This is a genomic window from Niallia sp. RD1 (genome assembly GCF_024219955.1).
In the GTDB taxonomy this organism is placed as follows: domain Bacteria; phylum Bacillota; class Bacilli; order Bacillales; family Cytobacillaceae; genus Niallia; species Niallia alba.
This window is the reverse complement of sequence record NZ_CP100420.1, coordinates 3,652,643-3,671,622: the sequence shown is the minus strand read 5'-3', so window position 1 is coordinate 3,671,622 and position 18,980 is coordinate 3,652,643. Positions and strand designations below refer to the sequence as shown.

The 18,980-nt window shown below is 34.5% G+C and carries 16 protein-coding genes and 2 pseudogenes; 3 read left to right on the top strand and 15 right to left on the bottom strand.

All coding sequences use genetic code 11. The annotated features are described in order from the left end of the window. Positions 1–16: 16 nt before the first annotated feature. The 8 genes and pseudogenes from NKG37_RS17385 to NKG37_RS17350 form a co-directional block, all read right to left on the bottom strand. Positions 17–231, bottom strand: a pseudogene (locus NKG37_RS17385) (hypothetical protein); the annotation flags it as partial. A gap of 48 nt (positions 232–279) precedes the next feature. Next, entirely contained in the window at positions 280–723 is a 444-nt protein-coding gene (locus tag NKG37_RS17380; protein ID WP_016204691.1) for a cell wall hydrolase, read from the bottom strand. Positions 724–1,053: 330 nt separating this feature from the next. Next, positions 1,054–2,052, bottom strand: a complete 999-nt coding sequence (locus tag NKG37_RS17375) for an NADP-dependent oxidoreductase (protein WP_254415006.1) — start codon at positions 2,050–2,052, stop codon at positions 1,054–1,056. 40 nt (positions 2,053–2,092) lie between these two features. After that, positions 2,093–2,428, bottom strand: a complete 336-nt coding sequence (locus NKG37_RS17370; RefSeq protein WP_016204693.1) for an ArsR/SmtB family transcription factor — start codon at positions 2,426–2,428, stop codon at positions 2,093–2,095. A gap of 307 nt (positions 2,429–2,735) precedes the next feature. Further along, positions 2,736–4,454: a thiol reductant ABC exporter subunit CydC gene (gene cydC / locus NKG37_RS17365; RefSeq protein ID WP_016204694.1), complete on the bottom strand. Its 1,719-nt coding sequence runs from the start codon at positions 4,452–4,454 to the stop codon at positions 2,736–2,738. Continuing rightward, entirely contained in the window at positions 4,454–6,184 is a 1,731-nt protein-coding gene (cydD, locus tag NKG37_RS17360; protein ID WP_254415005.1) for a thiol reductant ABC exporter subunit CydD, read from the bottom strand. The genes cydC and cydD overlap by 1 nt, the downstream gene beginning before the upstream one ends. 39 nt (positions 6,185–6,223) lie before the next feature. Next, positions 6,224–7,237 carry a cytochrome d ubiquinol oxidase subunit II gene (locus NKG37_RS17355; RefSeq protein WP_016204696.1) on the bottom strand — a complete coding sequence of 338 codons (1,014 nt, stop codon included), beginning with the start codon at positions 7,235–7,237 and terminating at the stop codon, positions 6,224–6,226. Beyond that, a complete protein-coding gene (locus NKG37_RS17350; protein WP_016204697.1) occupies positions 7,234–8,586 on the bottom strand; it encodes a cytochrome ubiquinol oxidase subunit I in 1,353 nt (450 codons plus the stop codon). Before NKG37_RS17350 ends, NKG37_RS17355 begins: the two co-directional genes overlap by 4 nt. Before the next feature lie 165 nt (positions 8,587–8,751). Between NKG37_RS17350 and NKG37_RS17345 the strand changes: the two genes are divergently transcribed. After that, positions 8,752–10,188 (top strand): DDE-type integrase/transposase/recombinase, encoded by a 1,437-nt coding sequence (locus NKG37_RS17345; protein ID WP_016205479.1) that lies wholly within the window; start codon positions 8,752–8,754, stop codon positions 10,186–10,188. 780 nt (positions 10,189–10,968) lie between these two features. On the opposite strand, the gene modB is transcribed toward NKG37_RS17345, so the two are convergent. Further along, entirely contained in the window at positions 10,969–11,625 is a 657-nt protein-coding gene (gene modB, locus NKG37_RS17340) for a molybdate ABC transporter permease subunit (RefSeq protein ID WP_016204698.1), read from the bottom strand. Between the two features lie 6 nt (positions 11,626–11,631). After that, positions 11,632–12,438: a molybdate ABC transporter substrate-binding protein gene (gene modA / locus NKG37_RS17335; RefSeq protein WP_016204699.1), complete on the bottom strand. Its 807-nt coding sequence runs from the start codon at positions 12,436–12,438 to the stop codon at positions 11,632–11,634. A 152-nt stretch (positions 12,439–12,590) separates the two neighbouring features. On the opposite strand from modA, the gene NKG37_RS17330 reads away from it, so the two are divergent. Then, complete coding sequence (locus NKG37_RS17330) at positions 12,591–13,517, top strand: substrate-binding domain-containing protein (protein WP_169188417.1); 927 nt, start codon at positions 12,591–12,593, stop codon at positions 13,515–13,517. Between the two features lie 209 nt (positions 13,518–13,726). Here NKG37_RS17330 and NKG37_RS17325 read toward each other — a convergent pair. Together NKG37_RS17325 and NKG37_RS17320 are read right to left on the bottom strand one after the other, a co-directional pair. Further along, a pseudogene (locus NKG37_RS17325) lies at positions 13,727–13,981 on the bottom strand (GNAT family N-acetyltransferase); the annotation flags it as partial. Positions 13,982–14,051: 70 nt separating this feature from the next. Continuing rightward, positions 14,052–15,704, bottom strand: coding sequence for a glycoside hydrolase family 13 protein (locus tag NKG37_RS17320; protein ID WP_254415004.1), 1,653 nt, complete (start codon positions 15,702–15,704; stop codon positions 14,052–14,054). A gap of 112 nt (positions 15,705–15,816) precedes the next feature. On the opposite strand from NKG37_RS17320, the gene NKG37_RS17315 reads away from it, so the two are divergent. After that, entirely contained in the window at positions 15,817–16,692 is an 876-nt protein-coding gene (locus NKG37_RS17315) for an AraC family transcriptional regulator (RefSeq protein ID WP_016204709.1), read from the top strand. A 721-nt stretch (positions 16,693–17,413) separates the two neighbouring features. Here NKG37_RS17315 and NKG37_RS17310 read toward each other — a convergent pair. The 3 genes from NKG37_RS17310 to NKG37_RS17305 all read right to left on the bottom strand — a co-directional run bounded on the left by NKG37_RS17310 (position 17,414) and on the right by NKG37_RS17305 (position 18,965). Continuing rightward, a complete protein-coding gene (locus NKG37_RS17310) occupies positions 17,414–17,650 on the bottom strand; it encodes an NUDIX hydrolase (RefSeq protein ID WP_224428112.1) in 237 nt (78 codons plus the stop codon). Positions 17,651–17,677: 27 nt separating this feature from the next. Continuing rightward, positions 17,678–17,752, bottom strand: coding sequence for a hypothetical protein (locus NKG37_RS26370; RefSeq protein WP_367976436.1), 75 nt, complete (start codon positions 17,750–17,752; stop codon positions 17,678–17,680). A gap of 835 nt (positions 17,753–18,587) precedes the next feature. Further along, positions 18,588–18,965, bottom strand: coding sequence for a hypothetical protein (locus NKG37_RS17305; RefSeq protein WP_101729995.1), 378 nt, complete (start codon positions 18,963–18,965; stop codon positions 18,588–18,590). Between the last annotated feature and the right edge of the window lie 15 nt (positions 18,966–18,980).

Here is an 18,980-nt window from a genome sequence, read left to right as displayed (position 1 = left end):
AATGGACATCTCTTTTTTAACCTTTCATTTGAATTAATCGTAATCCATTTAAAATAACGATTAAAGCTGCTCCTGTATCGCTTAATACTGCCATTCAAAGAGTTAACATCCCGGGAATATCATTACTAACGCAATAATTTTAATAAGAATAGAGAACCAAATATTTTGTTTAATGATTGCTTACTTAGTTTGATGGTGTGTGGAAGGATTTTGAAGGTCTTCTTGCACTAGCCAACCTTTATAGTAAAAGAAACTTAAATAACAATTAGAAAAGGAAGCTTAACCTCCAATATAAACACTTTCACATGTTCCAGCTTTTGGTTCATAAAAACAGTGATCTTTATATTGACCTGCAAAAGGTTGGTCATACCATGTTGGAGGGCACGGAGCATATGGATTAAAATACCAAAGAGCATATTTCCCTGGGTGCTCTCGCCAATAATCTAAATTTTGTTTTGCTAATTTCTTTTCAGCAGCTCTGGCTCTTTGATAAAACACATTCCCTTTTTGAACCGCTTCAAAAGAATAATTTCCTCCTTGTACTTGAAAAATGACTTGTGAAATGGTTCTTAAATCTACAAAATCTGTACAATCCGCTTTAAGGCGATTAACAATTACATTTCCAACGTATAACATTCCTTGCGGTCCTTCACCTTCGGCTTCTGCTCTCATCATCCTTGCCATTAAGTCAACATCTGAACTTTTGTAACTTACTCTTGGCATTTTGTCACCCCTAAAATATAGTATGAAAAAGTCTTTATTGAAAAGTTCTTATTTTATAGTTTTATTCAACGAAACCCCCGTAAATTCCCCAAAAAATAAATGTTATTCCTAAATTAAGAAAGAATACTAGTCCTTATGTATTAGATCAACGAAAGCCTTCCAGAAAAATAGTTTAAATGAAGCTATCACAAGATGATTGTTGAGATTTAACAAAAAACCAGAGTAACAGGAGAAACTCTGGTGAAAATTTATTATCTATTTAAATTGGGATAAGTCATAGAAAATCATGAGAAATAGGTAAGCTAAAACTTTTTTCGCTTCGTTTGATAACTATCTGACTTTTAAAATAATTTTCCCTTTTGCCCTGCCAGACTCCGCATATTCCATCGCCTTTTGAGCATCTTTAAAAGAGAATACTCTATCAATTACAGGTTTGATTTTACCAGTCTCTATAAAGTTTGCAATGATTTGTAATTGTTCTCCACTTGGCTTCATAAACAAAAACGTATATGAAACATTATGTTTTTTTTCAAGTGCCGTAAGTTTATGACTTGCTGCTGAAAACAATAATGTTTTAATAAATCCTGAACCATATTCTTTACCAAAACGAGCATTCGGCACTCCCGAAACGGAAACAATTTTTCCTCCGCCTTTAATAATATCGAATGATTTTTCGAGTATCTTGCCCCCAAGTGTATCAAATACGGCATCATAATCTCTCAGTATCTCTTCAAATTTTTCTGTTTTATAATTAATAATTTCATCTGCACCAAGAGATTTTACTAAATTCGTACCAGCTTCACTAGCAGTTGTTGCAACAGTGGCACCCATTAATTTTGCCAGTTGAATGGCAAAGGTTCCAACTCCACCAGCTCCAGCTTGAATCAAAATCTTTTGTCCTTTTTTTAATTGCATGATGTCGTGTAACGCTTGATAAGATGTTAAGCCAACCAGAGGGATTGATGCAGCTTCTTCAAAACTCAAATTTTTAGGTTTTAAAGCTATATCATTTTCATGAATAGCAATATATTCTGCGAAAGTACCAATCTTACTCTTACGTGGACGTCCATATATTGCGTCACCAACTTTAAAACGCGTCACTTTTGAGCCAACCTTTGCCACAATACCAGAAAAGTCATTACCTAGGATAAGCGGCATTTTATACTTAACTAACAATTTCACTTTCCCATCCCGTATTTTAAAATCAATAGGATTAAAACTAGCAGCATGAATTTCTGCGAGTACCTCATATTCACCCATTTCAGGTGTGGGCATTTCTGTCAATTGCATTGGGACTTTCCCATACCGATCTATAACCATTGCTTTCATAATCTATACCTCCAAATAATGTATATTTCTATTTATAATTTCAATAAAAGTCCTTCATTAACTTTTCAATATCCAACACAAGCGTTTTTAATAAACTTAATTTCGTCCGTACATTAATATAATAAAAGTTTTTTGTTCCTTCTTTACGCATTAAAATAATACCAGCATCTCGCAAAATTTTAAGATGATGTGACACAGCAGGACGAGAAAGATGTGTTTGCTCCGTAATTTCACCGACACGTAAGCCTGTTTGACAATCCGTTCCCATTAAAACTAACAAGATAGATTGCCGTGTTTCATCCCCAATCGCCAATAGTACTTGCTGACAATTAACAAAATCTTCTTTGATAATAGCTAGTTGATCCTGCTTATTCATTCATTTAATACCTCCAAATTCGGTTTAATGGTTTAAGTTGACGAACCATATTACCGAATCCAATACTATATTATTATTGGATTCGGTGCAATATTGAGAAAGAAAATCGAGACGAATCAAATCATGTGTTTAAAATAAAACCCTAGGCAAATGGCTAGGGTTTGTAAAGCATACAGCGTCTATTAAAAGAGAGAATATTTTCTTTAATATCGACATACCGGATAGCTGATTGTATTTTATTCCTAATGAAAGCTGCTTGTTAATTTAACCAGAATAGGAAGCAACTAAGGATTTTTTGAATTCGTTCTTAAAGCAAACTTTCTTCTAAAACCTTCATTTTATAAAAATATTCTTGTTTATTCATTAAATCGTTATAAGAACCACACTCAACAATTTCTCCATGGTCCATTACAATAATTTGATCCATATGCTCTAAACCATTTAAGCGATGGCTAACTAAAATAAATGTATCCTGTTCAGCGTATTTAAAAATTTCCTGATAAACACTTTGTTCTGTCTGTGAATCGAGCGATGAGGTTGGCTCATCTAATAACCATAGATGCCCTTTTTTCAAAAATGCTCTTGCAATAGCCAACCGTTGTTTTTCACCGCCTGAAAGATTTTCTCCTTTTTCTAACACGCGATGATCTAGTGAAAAATGTTCTAGCTTCACTTTTGCTAATGCTGCTTCCATTTGCGTGTCACTAAGTTGTGATTCAGCTAATTGAAGATTTTCACGAATAGTGCCGTAAAAATAATAATTTTCCTGTAAAACAACTCGCGTTTGTTCCCAGATTGCCTCACTAGATACAGTCGACGTGTCAAAATCTCCCCAATAAATCTTTCCATCATCTACATATTGTAACTTTAAGATTAGCTGAAGCAAGGTGGATTTTCCGGAGCCACTAGCACCGACAATCGCTGTCTTTGACCCGGCTGGTATCACGAATGATAATTTTGGAATCGTTTTACGCCAATCCCCCATATAAGTGAATTGAACATCTGTAAACTGTAATGACGGTGCAAGGCTAGGTAATTTATTTATAGGAATCTCCCTACTATCTTTAACGAAACTCGAGTCTTCAACTACTTCATATAACCGTGTTGATGCATCTCTGCTTTCTTGCATATAAATAGGAAAAACAGCCATCGGTGCAGCAGACTCAAAGACAGTTAAAGAAATCATGACAAGCATCGCCAAGAATATCCCCTCAAGCATCCCATTTGCAACGAAATAGGCTCCAACTCCTATGACAAGCCAACTTGTTACAAAAGTCATAAAACCATTAAACGATTGACTAGATACTTTATTTAAATTTTCTACTTTTTGTTGGTTAATATACGATTCAGAATGACTTAGAAGCTGTTGTTGTTTACTTGGTAATTGATGAAACAGCTTTAATTCACGAAATCCATACATTACCTCTGTAATATGTGTTGATAGATTACCACGCTCCTGCCTCACTTTCCCCTTAATCTTAACTTGCTTTAAGGAAAATAAGGCCGGAATGATAATAGTGGTTAAAAAAAATCCAAGTAAGAGAATCACAGCAATTGCGAGTGAATAAAAGCAAACAAAAAAGATGGTACTGACAAAAACAAGCAAAAGAACTAACGGAGGATAAAACACCCTTAAGAAGAAATTTTGCAGGCTTTCTACGTCTCCAACAACACGAGCCAATAAATCCCCACTTCTATACTTATGAAAAATTTGGGGAACAAGTGGCGTTAATTTTTCATAGAAAGCTATTCGTAAATTACTTAGAATTGTAAATGTTGCGCGATGGGAATAAAGTCGCTCTCCATACTTTGCTCCTGCTTTAACAAGACCAAGTAACTTAACTGTTGAAGTCAATATAATTAATGTATAAAAGGGAGGAATTAATGCAGACTTAGATATTAGATAACCGCTCGCAGCAAATAAACCGACACTGCTAATTCCAGCAATAAAACCGCATATGACAGCAATGTTAATATCTTTTTTCTCCATTAACATCAATTTTATTATTTTCTGCAGTGCACTCACTATTTTCCCCTCCCTTTTTGGATCATTACTAACTCCTTATATGCCGGTGAATTTTCTAATAATGACTCGTGTGTTCCAACAGCTTGTAGCTGTCCATTTTCTAAAAAAAGAATTTGATCAGCATTTTTTATCGTATGTAAACGATGTGCTACAGTAATCACCGTTGCTGTTTCATTTAATTTCTGAATCGATTGCTGTAAGATTTTTTCAGTAGCTAAATCAAGTCCACGCGTTGGTTCATCCAACAATACAATATGTGGTTTTTTTAGAAAAGCACGTGCAATAGATACTCTTTGCTTCTCTCCACTGGAAAGTCCTCTTCCTGCTTCGCCAATTCTAGTATCAAAGCCTTGTTCTAATGTTTCAATCAGTGATGCAAGTCCCGCTAATTTCACTGCTCCCTTAATTGCTTCTAAGCCAACCTCTTCTGTAGTACCCATCGCAATATTTTCACCTATCGTTCCAGAAAAAATATAAGGGTTTTGTGATATATAAGAAATTTGTCCCAACCAAGCAGATTCTGTATATTTGATGAGATCTTCTTGATTAATGTAAACCGAGCCCTTGTCAGGAGTAATCATACCTGCTATTAAATGAAGTAAGGTTGTCTTTCCTGCACCACTAGCGCCTACAATAGCAATTTGTTGCTTAGGTAAGAAAGTCGCTGTCACAGTTTGCAATCGAAAATTTGTATTTGAATAAGTAAAATTCACTTGATCAAGCTGAATAGTTGGTGGCTCTTTCCACTCTGGAAAAGTTTGTTTTCCCCATAAAGTAGGTTCATCTTCTTCATCAAACACTTCCAATACTTTTTTCGCTGCTCCCATGCTGCTTCTACCATTATGAAACGTTACTCCAAGTTCTTTTAATGAAGTATAAAATTCCGGAACCAATATTAAAATCAGAAATGCAGTAAAAAAAGAAATACTTTCATATATAATTAATTGAATAGCAAGTTCTAAAGCTACAATTCCAATACTTAACATTGATATAAGTTCAAGTGCAAAAGATTGTGTAAAGGCTATTTTCAATATTTCTAGCGTAGTATCGCGAAAGCTTAAACTACTTTTTTCTAATGCTTCTTTTTGCCGATTTGTTTGTGCAAATAGCTTTAATGTTACAAGCCCTTGTAAGGTTTCTAAAAACTTACCAGAAAAAGAAGCTAGTTTCTCCAACTTCTCCTCTGATTTTTTTTGTGTTTTAATACCAATCACTATCATATAAATTGGAATAAATGGAGCAGAGACCATTAAAATAATGCCTGAATTCACATGCTGTGTAAGGATAACGATAAGCATTAAAATTGGCACAAATGTACTCTGCATAACCTGTGGGATAAACTGACTATAAAAACTGTCCATTTCATCTACACCATCAAGCAGCATACTTACTTTTTTCCCCGTCTGACCTTTTTCAGCTAATTGGACAGAATTAGCAACATATTTTTTTAATAAAGTCTTACGTGTATCAGACTTTACATCGCTCGCAATCGTAACACCAATCCGCTTACTTACATAATCCGTACTGGACCTTACAAATAAAATCGCAAGTAACATTAGCAGCCACGGGATAACTGCTGAAAACGTCTGGTTTTTTAGAAACACACCATCGACAATGCTTGTCATCACATAAGCCTGTGCAACAATTGCGATACCCAGTATCAAGGTTAATCCAAGTAAATAATAAATCTTTTTCTTATGCATCCAAACCGTTTTCTTTAAATTTTGCATGAACGATTCCGCCCTCTAATTTAGAATTTAGCGTATTCATCATTTTTTTCCTTTGGCATAATCTGCATCAAATAAAAATAAGCGCATCAATAAGATTAGGGAAGGAACTAATAATAAAAGTCCCCCAATAAAAGCAATTATAAGCGCCAGCGCCATGGATGGATTTGTAACACTATCTTCTATATTGATGTATGGATAGAGCAAATAGGGGTACTTAGCCATTCCGTATCCGAAAAAGGCAAAAAAGAATTGCAGCATAATTGCAATAAAGGCCGTACCATAATTTCTGCCAATATATAATAGACTAATACCAATTAAGAAAAACCCCATCGATAGACCAAATATCCACCATAAATCCAACATATTTTCGTAGTTAACCCGATTTCTCTCACTTAAAGCAATCATAGTTGTTAACGCCATAATAATGGTTGGCGTTGCCCAGAATAATGCCCATTTTCGTACCAACTGTAGTGCTGCAATATCTTTTGCTCTTGATGCATAATAGGTAATGAAACTTGCACTAATAAATAAAACAGAAACAATAGCTAACGCAACAATACTCCATGCTAATGGACTAGTAAATAACTCAAAAAACTTTAAAGAAACATGACCATTTTGTTCAGAAATAAAGCCCCCTTCTGAAATCGTTAAGGCGACCGATAACGATGCAGGAATGAATAGCCCTGTGGCTCCATATAGAAACATATAGATATTACTTTGTTTTGAACCATAATTTTCAAAAGCGTAAAAGGACCCTCGAATTGCTAACAAGATAATGGCAAAACTTGCAGGTACAAGTAATGCTGATCCATAATAATAGGCTGAAGACGGAAAAAAACCGACGATTCCCACAAAAAAGAAGACTAAAAATACATTCGTTACTTCCCAAACAGGCGATAAATAGCGCGAAATAATTTGATTAATGATATGGTCTTGCTTTGTAATCTTTGCATAGTAAGCAAAAAATCCTGCACCAAAATCAATAGATGCGACAATTAGATATCCGTATAAAAACAACCATAACACCGTAATTCCGATTACTTCATAACTCATTTTTTAACCCCCTCTTTCCATTCAGGGTAATGTTTCTCCAACTCAAGTTCTGCTGGATTATCTTTAAATAATTTTCGTAAAGTTATCGTAAATAATGTCCCGAGTACAATATACAGTGCTAAAAATAAGAAAAACATATGCAAAATATATGGTGAGGTAGTTGCTGCCTCATCAACAGTCATGTAACCTCTTACGATCCAAGGCTGTCTTCCTAATTCTGCAAAAACCCACCCAAGTTCCACAGCTAACATTGCAAGGGGACCACTAATGGCGATTAGCCAAAGCATAAATCTACTGTGTTCGTTCCAGCGTTTAAACCTGTTTAACACAATATACAAAAAGGAAATACCTAATAGGAAGAAACCAATGGATACCATAGAATCAAATAAATAGTGGATGATTAATGGTGGTCTTTCCTCTTCTGGTGTGGCTTCCAAACCAGTTACCTCACTCGTAAAGTCACCGTGTGCTAAAAAGCTTAAAAATCCTGGTACTCTAATCGCTCCAACGACTTCATTCTCTTCATTCAACCATCCAAAAAGAAGGAGATCAGCATTCTCTTCTGATTCAAAAAGCCATTCTGCCGCAGCTAACTTTTCTGTCTGATGTTTTGCTAAATATTTTGCCGAGACATCACCTGCTAATGCAGTTATCACTGAGAATATAAACATAGCGATAACCGTCATCTTTAGTGCTTTCTGATGATATTCACGAGCCCCTTTGTTTCTTAATAGCGCAATCGCAGCAATCGTTGCTAAAATAGCAGCAACTGTTAAATACGAACCACCTAACACATGAAAAATTCTCGTTGGTGATGATGGATTTAACATTGCTTCTAACGGATTGACCGCTACAAATTCTCCACCGACCATCTTAAAACCATTTGGTGAATTCATAAACGAGTTTACAGTAGTAATAAAGACTGCTGACATACCCGCCCCAATCACAACTGGCAATGTCAATAACCAGTGCGTATATTTACTTTTGAAACGATCCCATGTATATAAATAAATGCCTAAGAAAATAGCCTCAAAGAAAAACGCAAAAACTTCCATAAATAATGGTAAAGCAATCACATTACCTGCCAGTTGCATAAAGTTTGGCCATACTAAAGATAGCTGCAGAGCAATTGCTGTCCCAGTTACTACTCCAATTGCAACAGTAATAACAAACCCCCTAGACCATCTTTTCGCTAATAATTCATAGTGTTTGTCTCTTTTTCTAATGCCGATAAATTCAGCTAATGAAATAAACAATGGTACTCCGACCCCTAATGTTGCAAAGACTATGTGAAAAATTAGGGTCATTGCGGTAATCAATCTACTAATCGTGACCGTATCAAAATCCATGTTTTCCCTCCTCTTTAGTTTTTCGTATTGTCAAAACTTTATATAGAAATAGGCTATTATATCCTATAATAGAGGGCTTTTTGAGCAAAAAAATTGCCACCCCCTGAATTCTAAGGATAATTGAGGTTACCACACACCCAACAACCTAGAATAGGAAGTGACAAATTGTACCCTCAAATTATAACCTATTTACTTACTTTTATTAAGTACCAAGATCAGGTTATTCGAACATTATTAACTCTTTTGATTGGGAAAAGTATGTTTGATAAACCTGTAGAAAAACCTGTAAATAAGCCTTATCGAAAACTACAGGTAGACGACCTCCCAATCATCGAAACCCTACAAAAGTTTGATTATAAACTTCTTTTGAATGAGTATCAGGAGAAAAATGGGAAACCCCTTAAACCTGTTCGAAGACACTCAAATTCAAAAACAACTGTTCCTTCCAGCATAAAATGTCCAAAGTGTGGTGCTCCATCTGATTTTCTTTATGCAAATAACGGAGACAAGGGACAGTATCAATGCAAGGTGTGTACATGTTTGTTTAACCAAAAAAATCATTATTCAAAAGAGGCAATTTTAAAATGTCCTCACTGTGCTAAAACGCTTGAAAAGGTCAAAGAGAGAAAAGATTTCGATGTATTCAAGTGTAAAAACAACGACTGTTCTTATTACCAAAAGAAACAAAATGGACTATCTTCAAAAGAGAAAAAACAGTTTAAAAAGGATCCACAGGCATTTAAAATGCGTTATATTTTCCGTCAGTTTCGTATCGATTACCAACCCTTATCGAAGCGTTCACCTCAGAAACCAAAGTTGGATTTATCAAGACTATATGTGTCGCCACATACATTGGGACTGATTTTGACCTACCATGTGAACTATGGGTTGTCAGCCCGTAAAACAGCTGCACTCATGAAGGATGTACATGGTGTATCCATCTCCCACCAAAGCATTTTGAATTACGAAAATAGCGTAGCACTGATGCTTAAACCTTATGTGGACCATTATCCTTATGAGCTTTCTGATCAATTCTGTGGAGACGAGACCTACATTCGAGTGAAAGGTCGCTGGCATTATTTATTCTTCTTTTTTGATGCCGTAAAAAAGATTATTCTGTCTTATCCTGTTTCTCCTAATCGAGATACTCAGTCAGCCATTCTGGCTATCGATGAGGTTCTTCTAAAGATGAAGGAAATCCCTAAAAACCTCACGTTTATTGTAGATGGCAATCCGATTTACCTATTAGCCCAACATTTCTTTGCCCAACATGATATTTCGTTTGATGTGAAGCAAGTCATTGGATTAACCAACGAAGATCCAGTATCAACAGAATACCGACCACTCAAGCAAATTATTGAACGACTCAATCGAACGTTTAAAGGAAATTATCGCTCGACTCATGGGTTTGGATCTGATCATGGATCTGTTTCTTTCGTCACTTTGTTTGTCGCATACTTTAACTTTCTACGGCCTCATTCAGCCTTAGAAGGAAAAGTACCTGTGATTCATCCAGAGTTACTTCAGCTTCCCAATATGCCAGCAAGATGGACTAAGCTAATTGGATTAGCTCAAGATTGGATTATAGAACAAACAACCTAGCTTTTGTTTAGCTGAGCCCTGAACCAGCAATCGGCGGAGCGAACTCTTGACAAACCGAACTTGCCAATGGTTTAAAATGGAAAAAATCAAGGGCTTATTTGGCATGCCTTCTTTTGTCCCCTTCGCCCTTGATAACCTGAATTCAAACCATTGGTGTGTTTGTCAAGAGCGATTGCGAGCCTCTCCACTTCAAAAAGGAAAGAAGAAAAAGACTTCAGGTTACTTTTTCATAGAAGTTTTGACACTACCTAGTTTTTATTAGGATGTTTTCATAAAGTTTGTGGGTATTAACCCGCAGTCTGAAAACACTTCGCTTTCCATGAAGCGAGCGATCTCACCTGTTTTGCTAATCCCATAGGGAGTCTAGGTGTGTTCAGGCTGCTCATAGATTAAACAATTAATTTCCCTCTTTTAGTAAGTGAAATAATGAGCATAATAAAGCTGTATCATAATCTATATAAACTTTCTGGAATTTATTAAATTCTAACTCCATTTATATTCATGATTCTCTTTTAGAATACCCAAATTAATCTACACTTATGTACTTTACTAACTATACAAACACTAAATAAACATTAACACTATTATTATGATGTTAACACAGAAGACAATCATTAAAATGTGTACATTTTGAGAAGGATTTTTCTTCCATTTGTTTTTACAACATAACGAAAAGGACCAATTCATCATTTGAATTGGTCCGAAAACATTTTAAAGGAGATCACTATTTAATTTTTAAAATTATCTTCCAGTAACTATAATAATTACTTATTCATTCCTTCAAGACCTAATAAAATATACGCATACCAACATAAAGAATGAAATTACGATAATGCTTGCAACCCATAACCAAGCCATATCCATATTGCCTGAATCGATCGCAACATAAATAGCTGTTGGAATGGTTTGCGTTTTGCCAGGAATATTTCCTGCAAACATTAAAGTTGCCCCAAATTCGCCTAATGCTCTGGCAAAACTCAAAATTGCTCCTGAAACAATCGATTTAAGTGCAAGAGGCAAAGTGATGTACCATAATACTCTAAATGCATTTGCTCCATCTACACGTGCAGCATTTTCAATATCACTATCTACAGCCTCAAAACCGGTCCGAGCAGATTGATACATAAGTGGAAAAGCAACAATTGTTGAGGCGATCAGTGCAGCCCACCAAGTGAATAAAACAGGTTGGTTAAAAATCCATTCCATTAAATGGCCAACTGGACTGTTCCGACCAAAAATCATAAGCAGCAAAAATCCGACAACTGTGGGAGGTAACACTAATGGTAATAAAAATATTGTATCAACGAGAACCTTCCCTTTAAATTTTCTATTAGCCATAACTTTACCAAAAAACAACCCCAAAACAATTACTAATATAGTGGAGATAGATGCAATCTCAATGGATAATTTAACAGGTGACCAAAAGTTACTTGCCATTTTTTATTACTTAAGATCCTTAAATCCGTACTCTTCTAAAACCTTTATTGCTTTATCGCTTTGTAGATAATTATAGAATAGTTCGGCTTCTCCAAGATGGGAACTATTTTTTATGATCCCAACTGGATAGATAATCGGATCATGTGAATCATCTTCTGCTGTAGCAATAATTTGCACTTTTTCAGAAGTTAAAGCATCTGTTTTATAAACAATACCGGCGTCAACATTAGTCGTCTCCACATATGTAAGAACTTGGCGAACATCCTTTGCATAAACAACTTTTTCCTCTAGTGTACTCCAGAGGCCTAAATTTTCTAATGTGTCCTTACCATATTGTCCTGCTGGTACGGATTCTGGTGTTCCAAGTGCTATTTTAGTTGCTTTTGGTAAATCTTCAAAACTTTCGATCCCCTTAGTTGAATCTTTCGGTATTACCAATACTAAGTCATTTCCGACTAAATCAATCCCATTACTCTCTTCAATAAGTCCCTCATCCACTAAATTCTGAAATTTATCCTCGGCTGCTGAGAAGAAGATATCTACAGGAGCCCCTTGAGAAATTTGTTGTTGGAGTGCACCTGATGCCCCAAAATTATAATTAAGTTTTATAGTTGGATTTTCCTTTTCAAACTCTGTTTTAATATCCGACAACGCATCTTGCAAACTAGCAGCAGCAGAAACGGTCAACTCCACCTTCTCTTTACTCGTGTCTTGATTGTTATCCGCTGTCTCTGTTTGTTCATTAGTTGAACATCCAGAAATAAAAAGCAATAGTATTAGCATACAAGATAACGCTTGATAAATTTTTTTCATTTCAAATCCCCCTTTTTTATAATTAGTTATAATTGATTATAACTAATTATAATTACTTATTATATCGAAAATGAAAAAATTCTTATATTTTTCTCTATATAAATGTACTTTGGGAGAATTATTAAGTTAAAATACAAAATGGAGGGATGTAAATGTCAAAAGAATTTTCCTATACCATTGAAGAAGTGTCTCAACTTTTAAAAGTATCCAAATTAACCCTTTACGACCTTGTAAAAAAAGGAGAACTTCCTGTATTCCGAGTGGGAAGACAAATGAGAATAGATGCTAATGATTTGAATACGTATATTAACAGACAAAAGAACAACCAAAGCACTATGGCTCAACCATTCGAACCGAAAAGGGAAACAAAAGATCCTTTTAGCATAGTAATTAGTGGACAAGATATGGTTCTTGACATACTTGGAAGATATATTGAAAGAAATTCCCCCTATCATGCATTGCGTTCCTATACAGGAAGTTTAAATAGTCTTATATCCATGTATAATGGGAAAATGGATATTGTTAGTTTACATATGTTTGATGGATATACAGGAGAATACAATGTCCCTTATGTCAAGAAAATTTTAGTAAGCCGCCCATATATTCTACTCAATCTTTTATCTAGAAGAGCAGGTTTTTATGTAAAAAAGGGAAATCCCTTAAACCTTACTTCATGGACTGATTTAAGGAGAAAAGATATAAGAATTATTAATAGAGAAAAAGGTTCGGGAGCTCGGATATTACTTGATGAGCAGCTAAGAATTAACGAAATTCCTTCAGGTGAGATCATAGGATACGATCAGGAAGAAACTAACCATCTAAGCGTCGCTTCCGCTATCTCTACTGGAATGGCAGATATAGGAGTGGGCATTGAAAAAGCCGCCAAAATTGTTGGAATTGATTTTATACCATTAATTACAGAACGCTATGATCTTGTAATGATTAAAAATGATAGTACGGAACTGCTGATTAACACAGTGAAGAATATTCTATCCTCCAGCCAATTTCGGAAAGAAATTGATTCTTTGGGAGACTATGATACCTCTATAACGGGCGAAATTATTTATGAAACATTTTAAAAAGAATTACTTCGCTTCTTTTAGAGTATTGCAGAAAATCTCACGACCAATAGAATCTAAATACACTTCTTGTAGACCAAGATAAAAACTTTATACATAAAAAACAGTTCCGCTATGACGAAACTGTTTTTTATGTATATTTTTATCGTCTTATTTCATAAAGTGAAACTTCCATCAGCGGGGGGATTTCCTTCATTTCCCACTGAGGGTTTTCCTATACCCTTTTTCTGATAATCAAGATGAACTACTATATCTTGAATATAGAAATAAATAGCCCCATCGCCAACAATTCTGCCCATCCCTACAATTTGTTCATTATCTTTGACTGTGAGGCAGTAAATAGAATTACTTAAGGATGTTTCCGCCACTTCAAAATTCATATAATCAGTCCATCCCACAGAGTCACACAAATATTTGTATTCTTCCAATGTTGGCATATTCGCTTCAATCTTAAAGTTTTTCAAAATGTTTCCCCCATCCTCCCACACTATCTAAATTCTACTAAACTTCTTATCTATGCTATTACTCATTATATCAAACCTTTCCTTCTTTAACTTCATACATAATAGCTTCGTAAGACCGCAATTTTATCTTTTTTAGATCTAAACTTGAGTTATTGTAATTACTAATTAATATCTCTGCTTTTGAGTTATTAGACATTTCATAAGAAAACTCTTTTTCATGCTCGTAAAAGTTACAAACAATTAAAATTTTCTTATTCTCTAAAATACGTTCATAGGCGTAAATACTGTCATCCTCAGGATTGAGAAGATGATAAGTACCATAAATAAGAGTAGTATTATTCTTCCTCATATTGATTAATTTTTGGTAGTGATAAAAAATAGAATTTTTATCATTGAGAGCATTTTCTACATTGATAAAAGTGTAATTGGGATTTAGTTTCATCCATGGTTTCCCTGTAGAAAAACCTGCATTTTTTTCATCAGACCATTGCATCGGCGTTCTCGCATTGTCTCTTGCTTTCAAATAAAACGATCTCATAATTTCTTCTTCACTAAAACCAGCTTTTATCCGTTCTTTATAGATATTTTGAGTTTCAATGTCGATGTAGTCATCAATTGAGTCAAAAGCAGCATTCGTCATACCAATTTCTTCTCCCTGATAAACATAAGGTGTACCCTTCATTCCATGTAATAAGGTTGCCAACATCTTCGCTGATTCGACCCGATATTCACGATCATTGCCCCATCTAGATACAATCCTTGGTAAGTCATGATTGTTCCAAAATAGGCTATTCCACCCTTCTTGATCAAGAGCGTATTGCCATTTACTTAATACCTGTTTTAACTCGACTAATTCTAATTTCTTTAAATCCCATCTTTGCTTACCTGGTACCTTATCTAATTGCATATGTTCAAATTGAAACACCATATTTAATTCTTTTCGGTTAGGATCAGAATATAATTTTGCATTCCCTGTTGTTGCTCCCCATGTTTCCCCAACAGTTAGTAAATCGTGTTTTCCGAAAGTATTATGATACATTTCTTGCAAATAACCGTGTAACTTGGGACCATTTTCCTTAATAAGGTTATCTGGTTCCTTCCCTATTAAATCAATGACATCCATGCGAAAACCACTTATACCTTTATCAATCCAGAAATTCATCATGTCCCAAATGCTCTGTTTCATCTCTTCATTTTCCCAATTTAAATCAGGTTGCTGTTTGCTATAAAAGTGTAAATAATATTGACCTGTACTTTCATCATATTCCCAAGCTGATCCACCAAAATTAGAATTAAGTTCATTTGGCTCCTGACCATTTACCGAATCACGCCAAATATAATAATCTCTAAAGGGGTTATCTTTTGATTTCTTAGCTTCAATGAACCATGGATGCTGATCTGAAGTGTGGTTTACAACTAAATCCATAATAATTTTTATGCCTCGCTCATGACTCTCCAATAACAGTTTATTCATATCATCCATTGTTCCATATTCAGCCAAAATAGAATGATAGTCACTTATATCATAGCCATTATCAACATTAGGAGATTCATAAACAGGGCTTAACCAAATAACATCAATCCCTAGTTTTTTCAAGTAATCTAATTTTTGTATCATACCTTTTATATCACCAATTCCATCACCGTTACTGTCATTAAAGCTACGAGGATATATTTGGTATATTACACTTTTATGCCACCATTTTTGCTGAAATTTTTCCATTTGGATCCCCCTTTTTGTATTAGACTCATTAATTCAGTATAATTAATTGCTATTATTACTTCTTGCACTTTTATAAAAAAAATAGCACTATTTTCACTTTAGGAGAAAATTTATGAATAAGAAAACTTTAAAAGAACAGTCCACACATGGTACTCCATTATTTCCGTTGCACATATACAGCAAGGTTAGAGAAAGAGAATACCATGTAGACTTCCATTGGCATGAGGAACTAGAGTTTATTTTTGTTGAAAACGGAGTAATGGAGATAACTATAAATGCAGAAACATTACAAGTTGCAAAGGGGCAGTTTCTTTTTATCAATTCTGGTGACTTACATAAAGTTACCTCAAAAGGCCCCTCCATTCACCATGCCATAGTATTTCATCCGCAAATATTAAATTTTGACTATCCTGATATAAGTCAAAGTTCTATTATTAATCCTATCAGTAAAGGATTTCTGCGTTTTCCATCTACTGCTGAAATTAAGGAGGACGTAAAGAAATATATAGTCGATAAGCTTAAAACAATCATTGCATTAAACAATGCTGAATCTGACTTAGCTGCCTTAAGAATTAAGATCACATTGCTAGAAATTATTTTAGGGCTTTATGAGAACCAACTTTTTGGAAAATTACAAACGAACATTAAAGAGAAGCAAGAAAACATAAAAAAAGTAATTACCTATATCCAGGATAATTACGATAAAAAAATATTACTGGAAGACTTAGCTTCTCTTTTAAATATGAACAAAAACTATTTCTCTAAATATTTTCATACAGCCATTGGAAAAACACCCATCCCCTATATTAATGAATATCGATGTGAAAGAGCTGCTGAGTTATTAAAAAGCAGTGACCTAAAAGTCTTGGATATTTCCTTTATAGTTGGTTTTGAAAATTTCAGCTATTTTATTCGTAAATTTAAAGAACATAAACGTTACTCCCCAACCCAATATAGAAAGAAATTTTATATGGAGAATGTGCAATAATGGATTACTCTTAAACTAACCTGATGTTCTTTGCTTAAGTAAAGAATTCATTTCATCAGCAATAAGTGGTAAATATTTATTCAATAGAACAAGGATAAAGACTCTCAACTCCAACTACCACTTTCTTCTTACTCCATGAGATAGTGGCGTTCATTCATCTGATGAAAACCACTTTCCCTCTTACTCTACAAAATAGTGGCGTTCATTCATCTGGTGAAAACCACTTTTCCTCTTACTCTACAAAATAGTGACGTTCATTCATCTGATGAAAACCACTTTTCCTCTTACTCTACGAAATAGTGGCGTTCATTCATCTGATGAAAACCACTTTTCCTCTTACTCCACAGAATATTGGCGTTCATTTTACTTATGAAAACCACTTTTCCTCTTACTCTACGAAATAGTGGTGTTCATTCATCTGATGAAAACCACTTTTCTTCTTACTCCACGAAATAGTGGTGTTCATTTTACTTATGAAAACCACTTTTCCTCTTACTCTACGAAATAGTGGTGTTCATTCATCTGATGAAAACCCACTTTTCCTCTTACTCCACAGAATATTGGCGTTCATTTTACTTATGAAAACCACTTTTCCTCTTACTCCACAGAATATTGGCGTTCATTTTACTTATGAAAACCACTTTTCCTCTTACTCCACAGAATATCGGCGTTCATTCTGCTTATGAACGCCTGTTTCACTCAAGCTGCCGTTAATGGATTTTTAAAGTATTTCTAATACTTCATTAATTGCCCAGCTTTGATGATCATGAAATAAACTTTCTACTGCTTGAATTGGTTCCATCCATTTAAGAAAATGACCTTCTTCTGTTGGTTCACCTATTTGTTTTACCATATTGCATAAATAGAAATATCCTTCACTAAGATAATATTTATATTCATTTGTAGAATAAAAATATCTTCGAGCATTCCCTATGAATGGACCTATTTCTATTTCCATTCCCATTTCTTCCAAGGCTTCTCTTATTTAACACTCTTGGTGTGTCTCCTTGTTTTCTATTCCTCCACCAGGGAGAAAGTATTTGCCATCACTAGTTTGCATGATGGCAATTTTATCTTTCTGATTATTAAATATTATACAATAAGCCGCAGACCTCTTTATCTATTCTTTGCCTTCTTCTATTTCGCCAAACGTGATTATATTCAAAATTTCCACCTCTAGATTTATAAACTTTTTTCATTCTTCTTCCATTTACTTGTACAATAAAGCTTCTATACTTTATTAACATTAGGTGAAGGTGAATCTAATAAAGTTTAATCACGTACCATTACCATCAGAGACCTATCCACCGTTTTCTGAATCTTGTATAATCGTAGTTATCCAATTTCCAACCATTTTCTCTCCTTCTTCATAATTACTTATCTCATCAGGCAATATTTCCATCGTCTGATACTTCTCTGGGAGATTATACACTTTTCTCCTTAATTCTTTGTTTCTATCGATTCATCATCTATAAGTATTACTTTCTTATTATCAATTGTGACAAATGAACGAGCTGTATATTCTATCTGATTTATATAAACATAGTAATGGCTTCTGTGATTCGGCTTGCAACTAATATGATGCCCCTTCAACTTTGTGAAGCTTTCTTAAACATTTCGAACTGTTTTGATAACAGATAAAATTCTTCCAAATAGTATTTGTTCTCAATATGCTTATCTTTGTTTATATCAAACGTGTCAATAATTAACTTTACATCAGGACTGCTGGGGATATTTTTGACTTTATCATTCCAAAGTTTTCTATACGGCATTAACAATTCTTTCACTAAAGCATCTATTTTTTCATGCTCCAGATCAGAGCCATAGTTTACTAGAAAAATAGGCTACAATACAGGGATCTCCCTTACCTATCAAAATCAATTATTATCTTCTGCTCAATCTAAGGAGTCTATCTCTTTATTTTTGTGATTCTTTGTTGCCTTAATAGCGAAGAACTGCGGAATCAAATTCAACAGACTAACCAAAATTAATAATTGATATGGAGATATTGGCTTAAAATAGCCCTCCCATCTTTCGTTCCCTGCCATCTCGCTGATAAAATAAAAAGAAATGATGACAGATAATAGATTACCAATTATAAGAAAAAGTGTATGGCTGTATGCTTTCCCGAAGTAAGCAAGAAACACAGTCACCACAATCATTACTACATAGCCACGCATGGAACCATTTGCAAAATCCTGATACATGGAAAAATAAACAAAAGGAAAACAATATAAAATAACAAGCAGAATTCCTATTAAAATTTTTTTCATTTGCCACCTCTCTTA

Bases quoted from the DNA above. Each gene is read 5' to 3' on its own strand.
- NKG37_RS17380 (WP_016204691.1), bottom strand. From the start codon at position 723: ATGCCAAGAGTAAGTTACAAAAGTTCAGATGTTGACTTAATGGCAAGG.
- NKG37_RS17375 (WP_254415006.1), bottom strand. From the start codon at position 2,052: ATGAAAGCAATGGTTATAGATCGGTATGGGAAAGTCCCAATGCAATTG.
- NKG37_RS17370 (WP_016204693.1), bottom strand. From the start codon at position 2,428: ATGAATAAGCAGGATCAACTAGCTATTATCAAAGAAGATTTTGTTAAT.
- cydD (WP_254415005.1), bottom strand. From the start codon at position 6,184: ATGCAAAATTTAAAGAAAACGGTTTGGATGCATAAGAAAAAGATTTAT.
- NKG37_RS17355 (WP_016204696.1), bottom strand. From the start codon at position 7,237: ATGAGTTATGAAGTAATCGGAATTACGGTGTTATGGTTGTTTTTATAC.
- NKG37_RS17350 (WP_016204697.1), bottom strand. From the start codon at position 8,586: ATGGATTTTGATACGGTCACGATTAGTAGATTGATTACCGCAATGACC.
- modB (WP_016204698.1), bottom strand. From the start codon at position 11,625: ATGGCAAGTAACTTTTGGTCACCTGTTAAATTATCCATTGAGATTGCA.
- modA (WP_016204699.1), bottom strand. From the start codon at position 12,438: ATGAAAAAAATTTATCAAGCGTTATCTTGTATGCTAATACTATTGCTT.
- NKG37_RS17330 (WP_169188417.1), top strand. From the start codon at position 12,591: ATGTCAAAAGAATTTTCCTATACCATTGAAGAAGTGTCTCAACTTTTA.
- NKG37_RS17320 (WP_254415004.1), bottom strand. From the start codon at position 15,704: ATGGAAAAATTTCAGCAAAAATGGTGGCATAAAAGTGTAATATACCAA.
- NKG37_RS17315 (WP_016204709.1), top strand. From the start codon at position 15,817: ATGAATAAGAAAACTTTAAAAGAACAGTCCACACATGGTACTCCATTA.
- NKG37_RS17310 (WP_224428112.1), bottom strand. From the start codon at position 17,650: ATGGAAATAGAAATAGGTCCATTCATAGGGAATGCTCGAAGATATTTT.
- NKG37_RS17305 (WP_101729995.1), bottom strand. From the start codon at position 18,965: ATGAAAAAAATTTTAATAGGAATTCTGCTTGTTATTTTATATTGTTTT.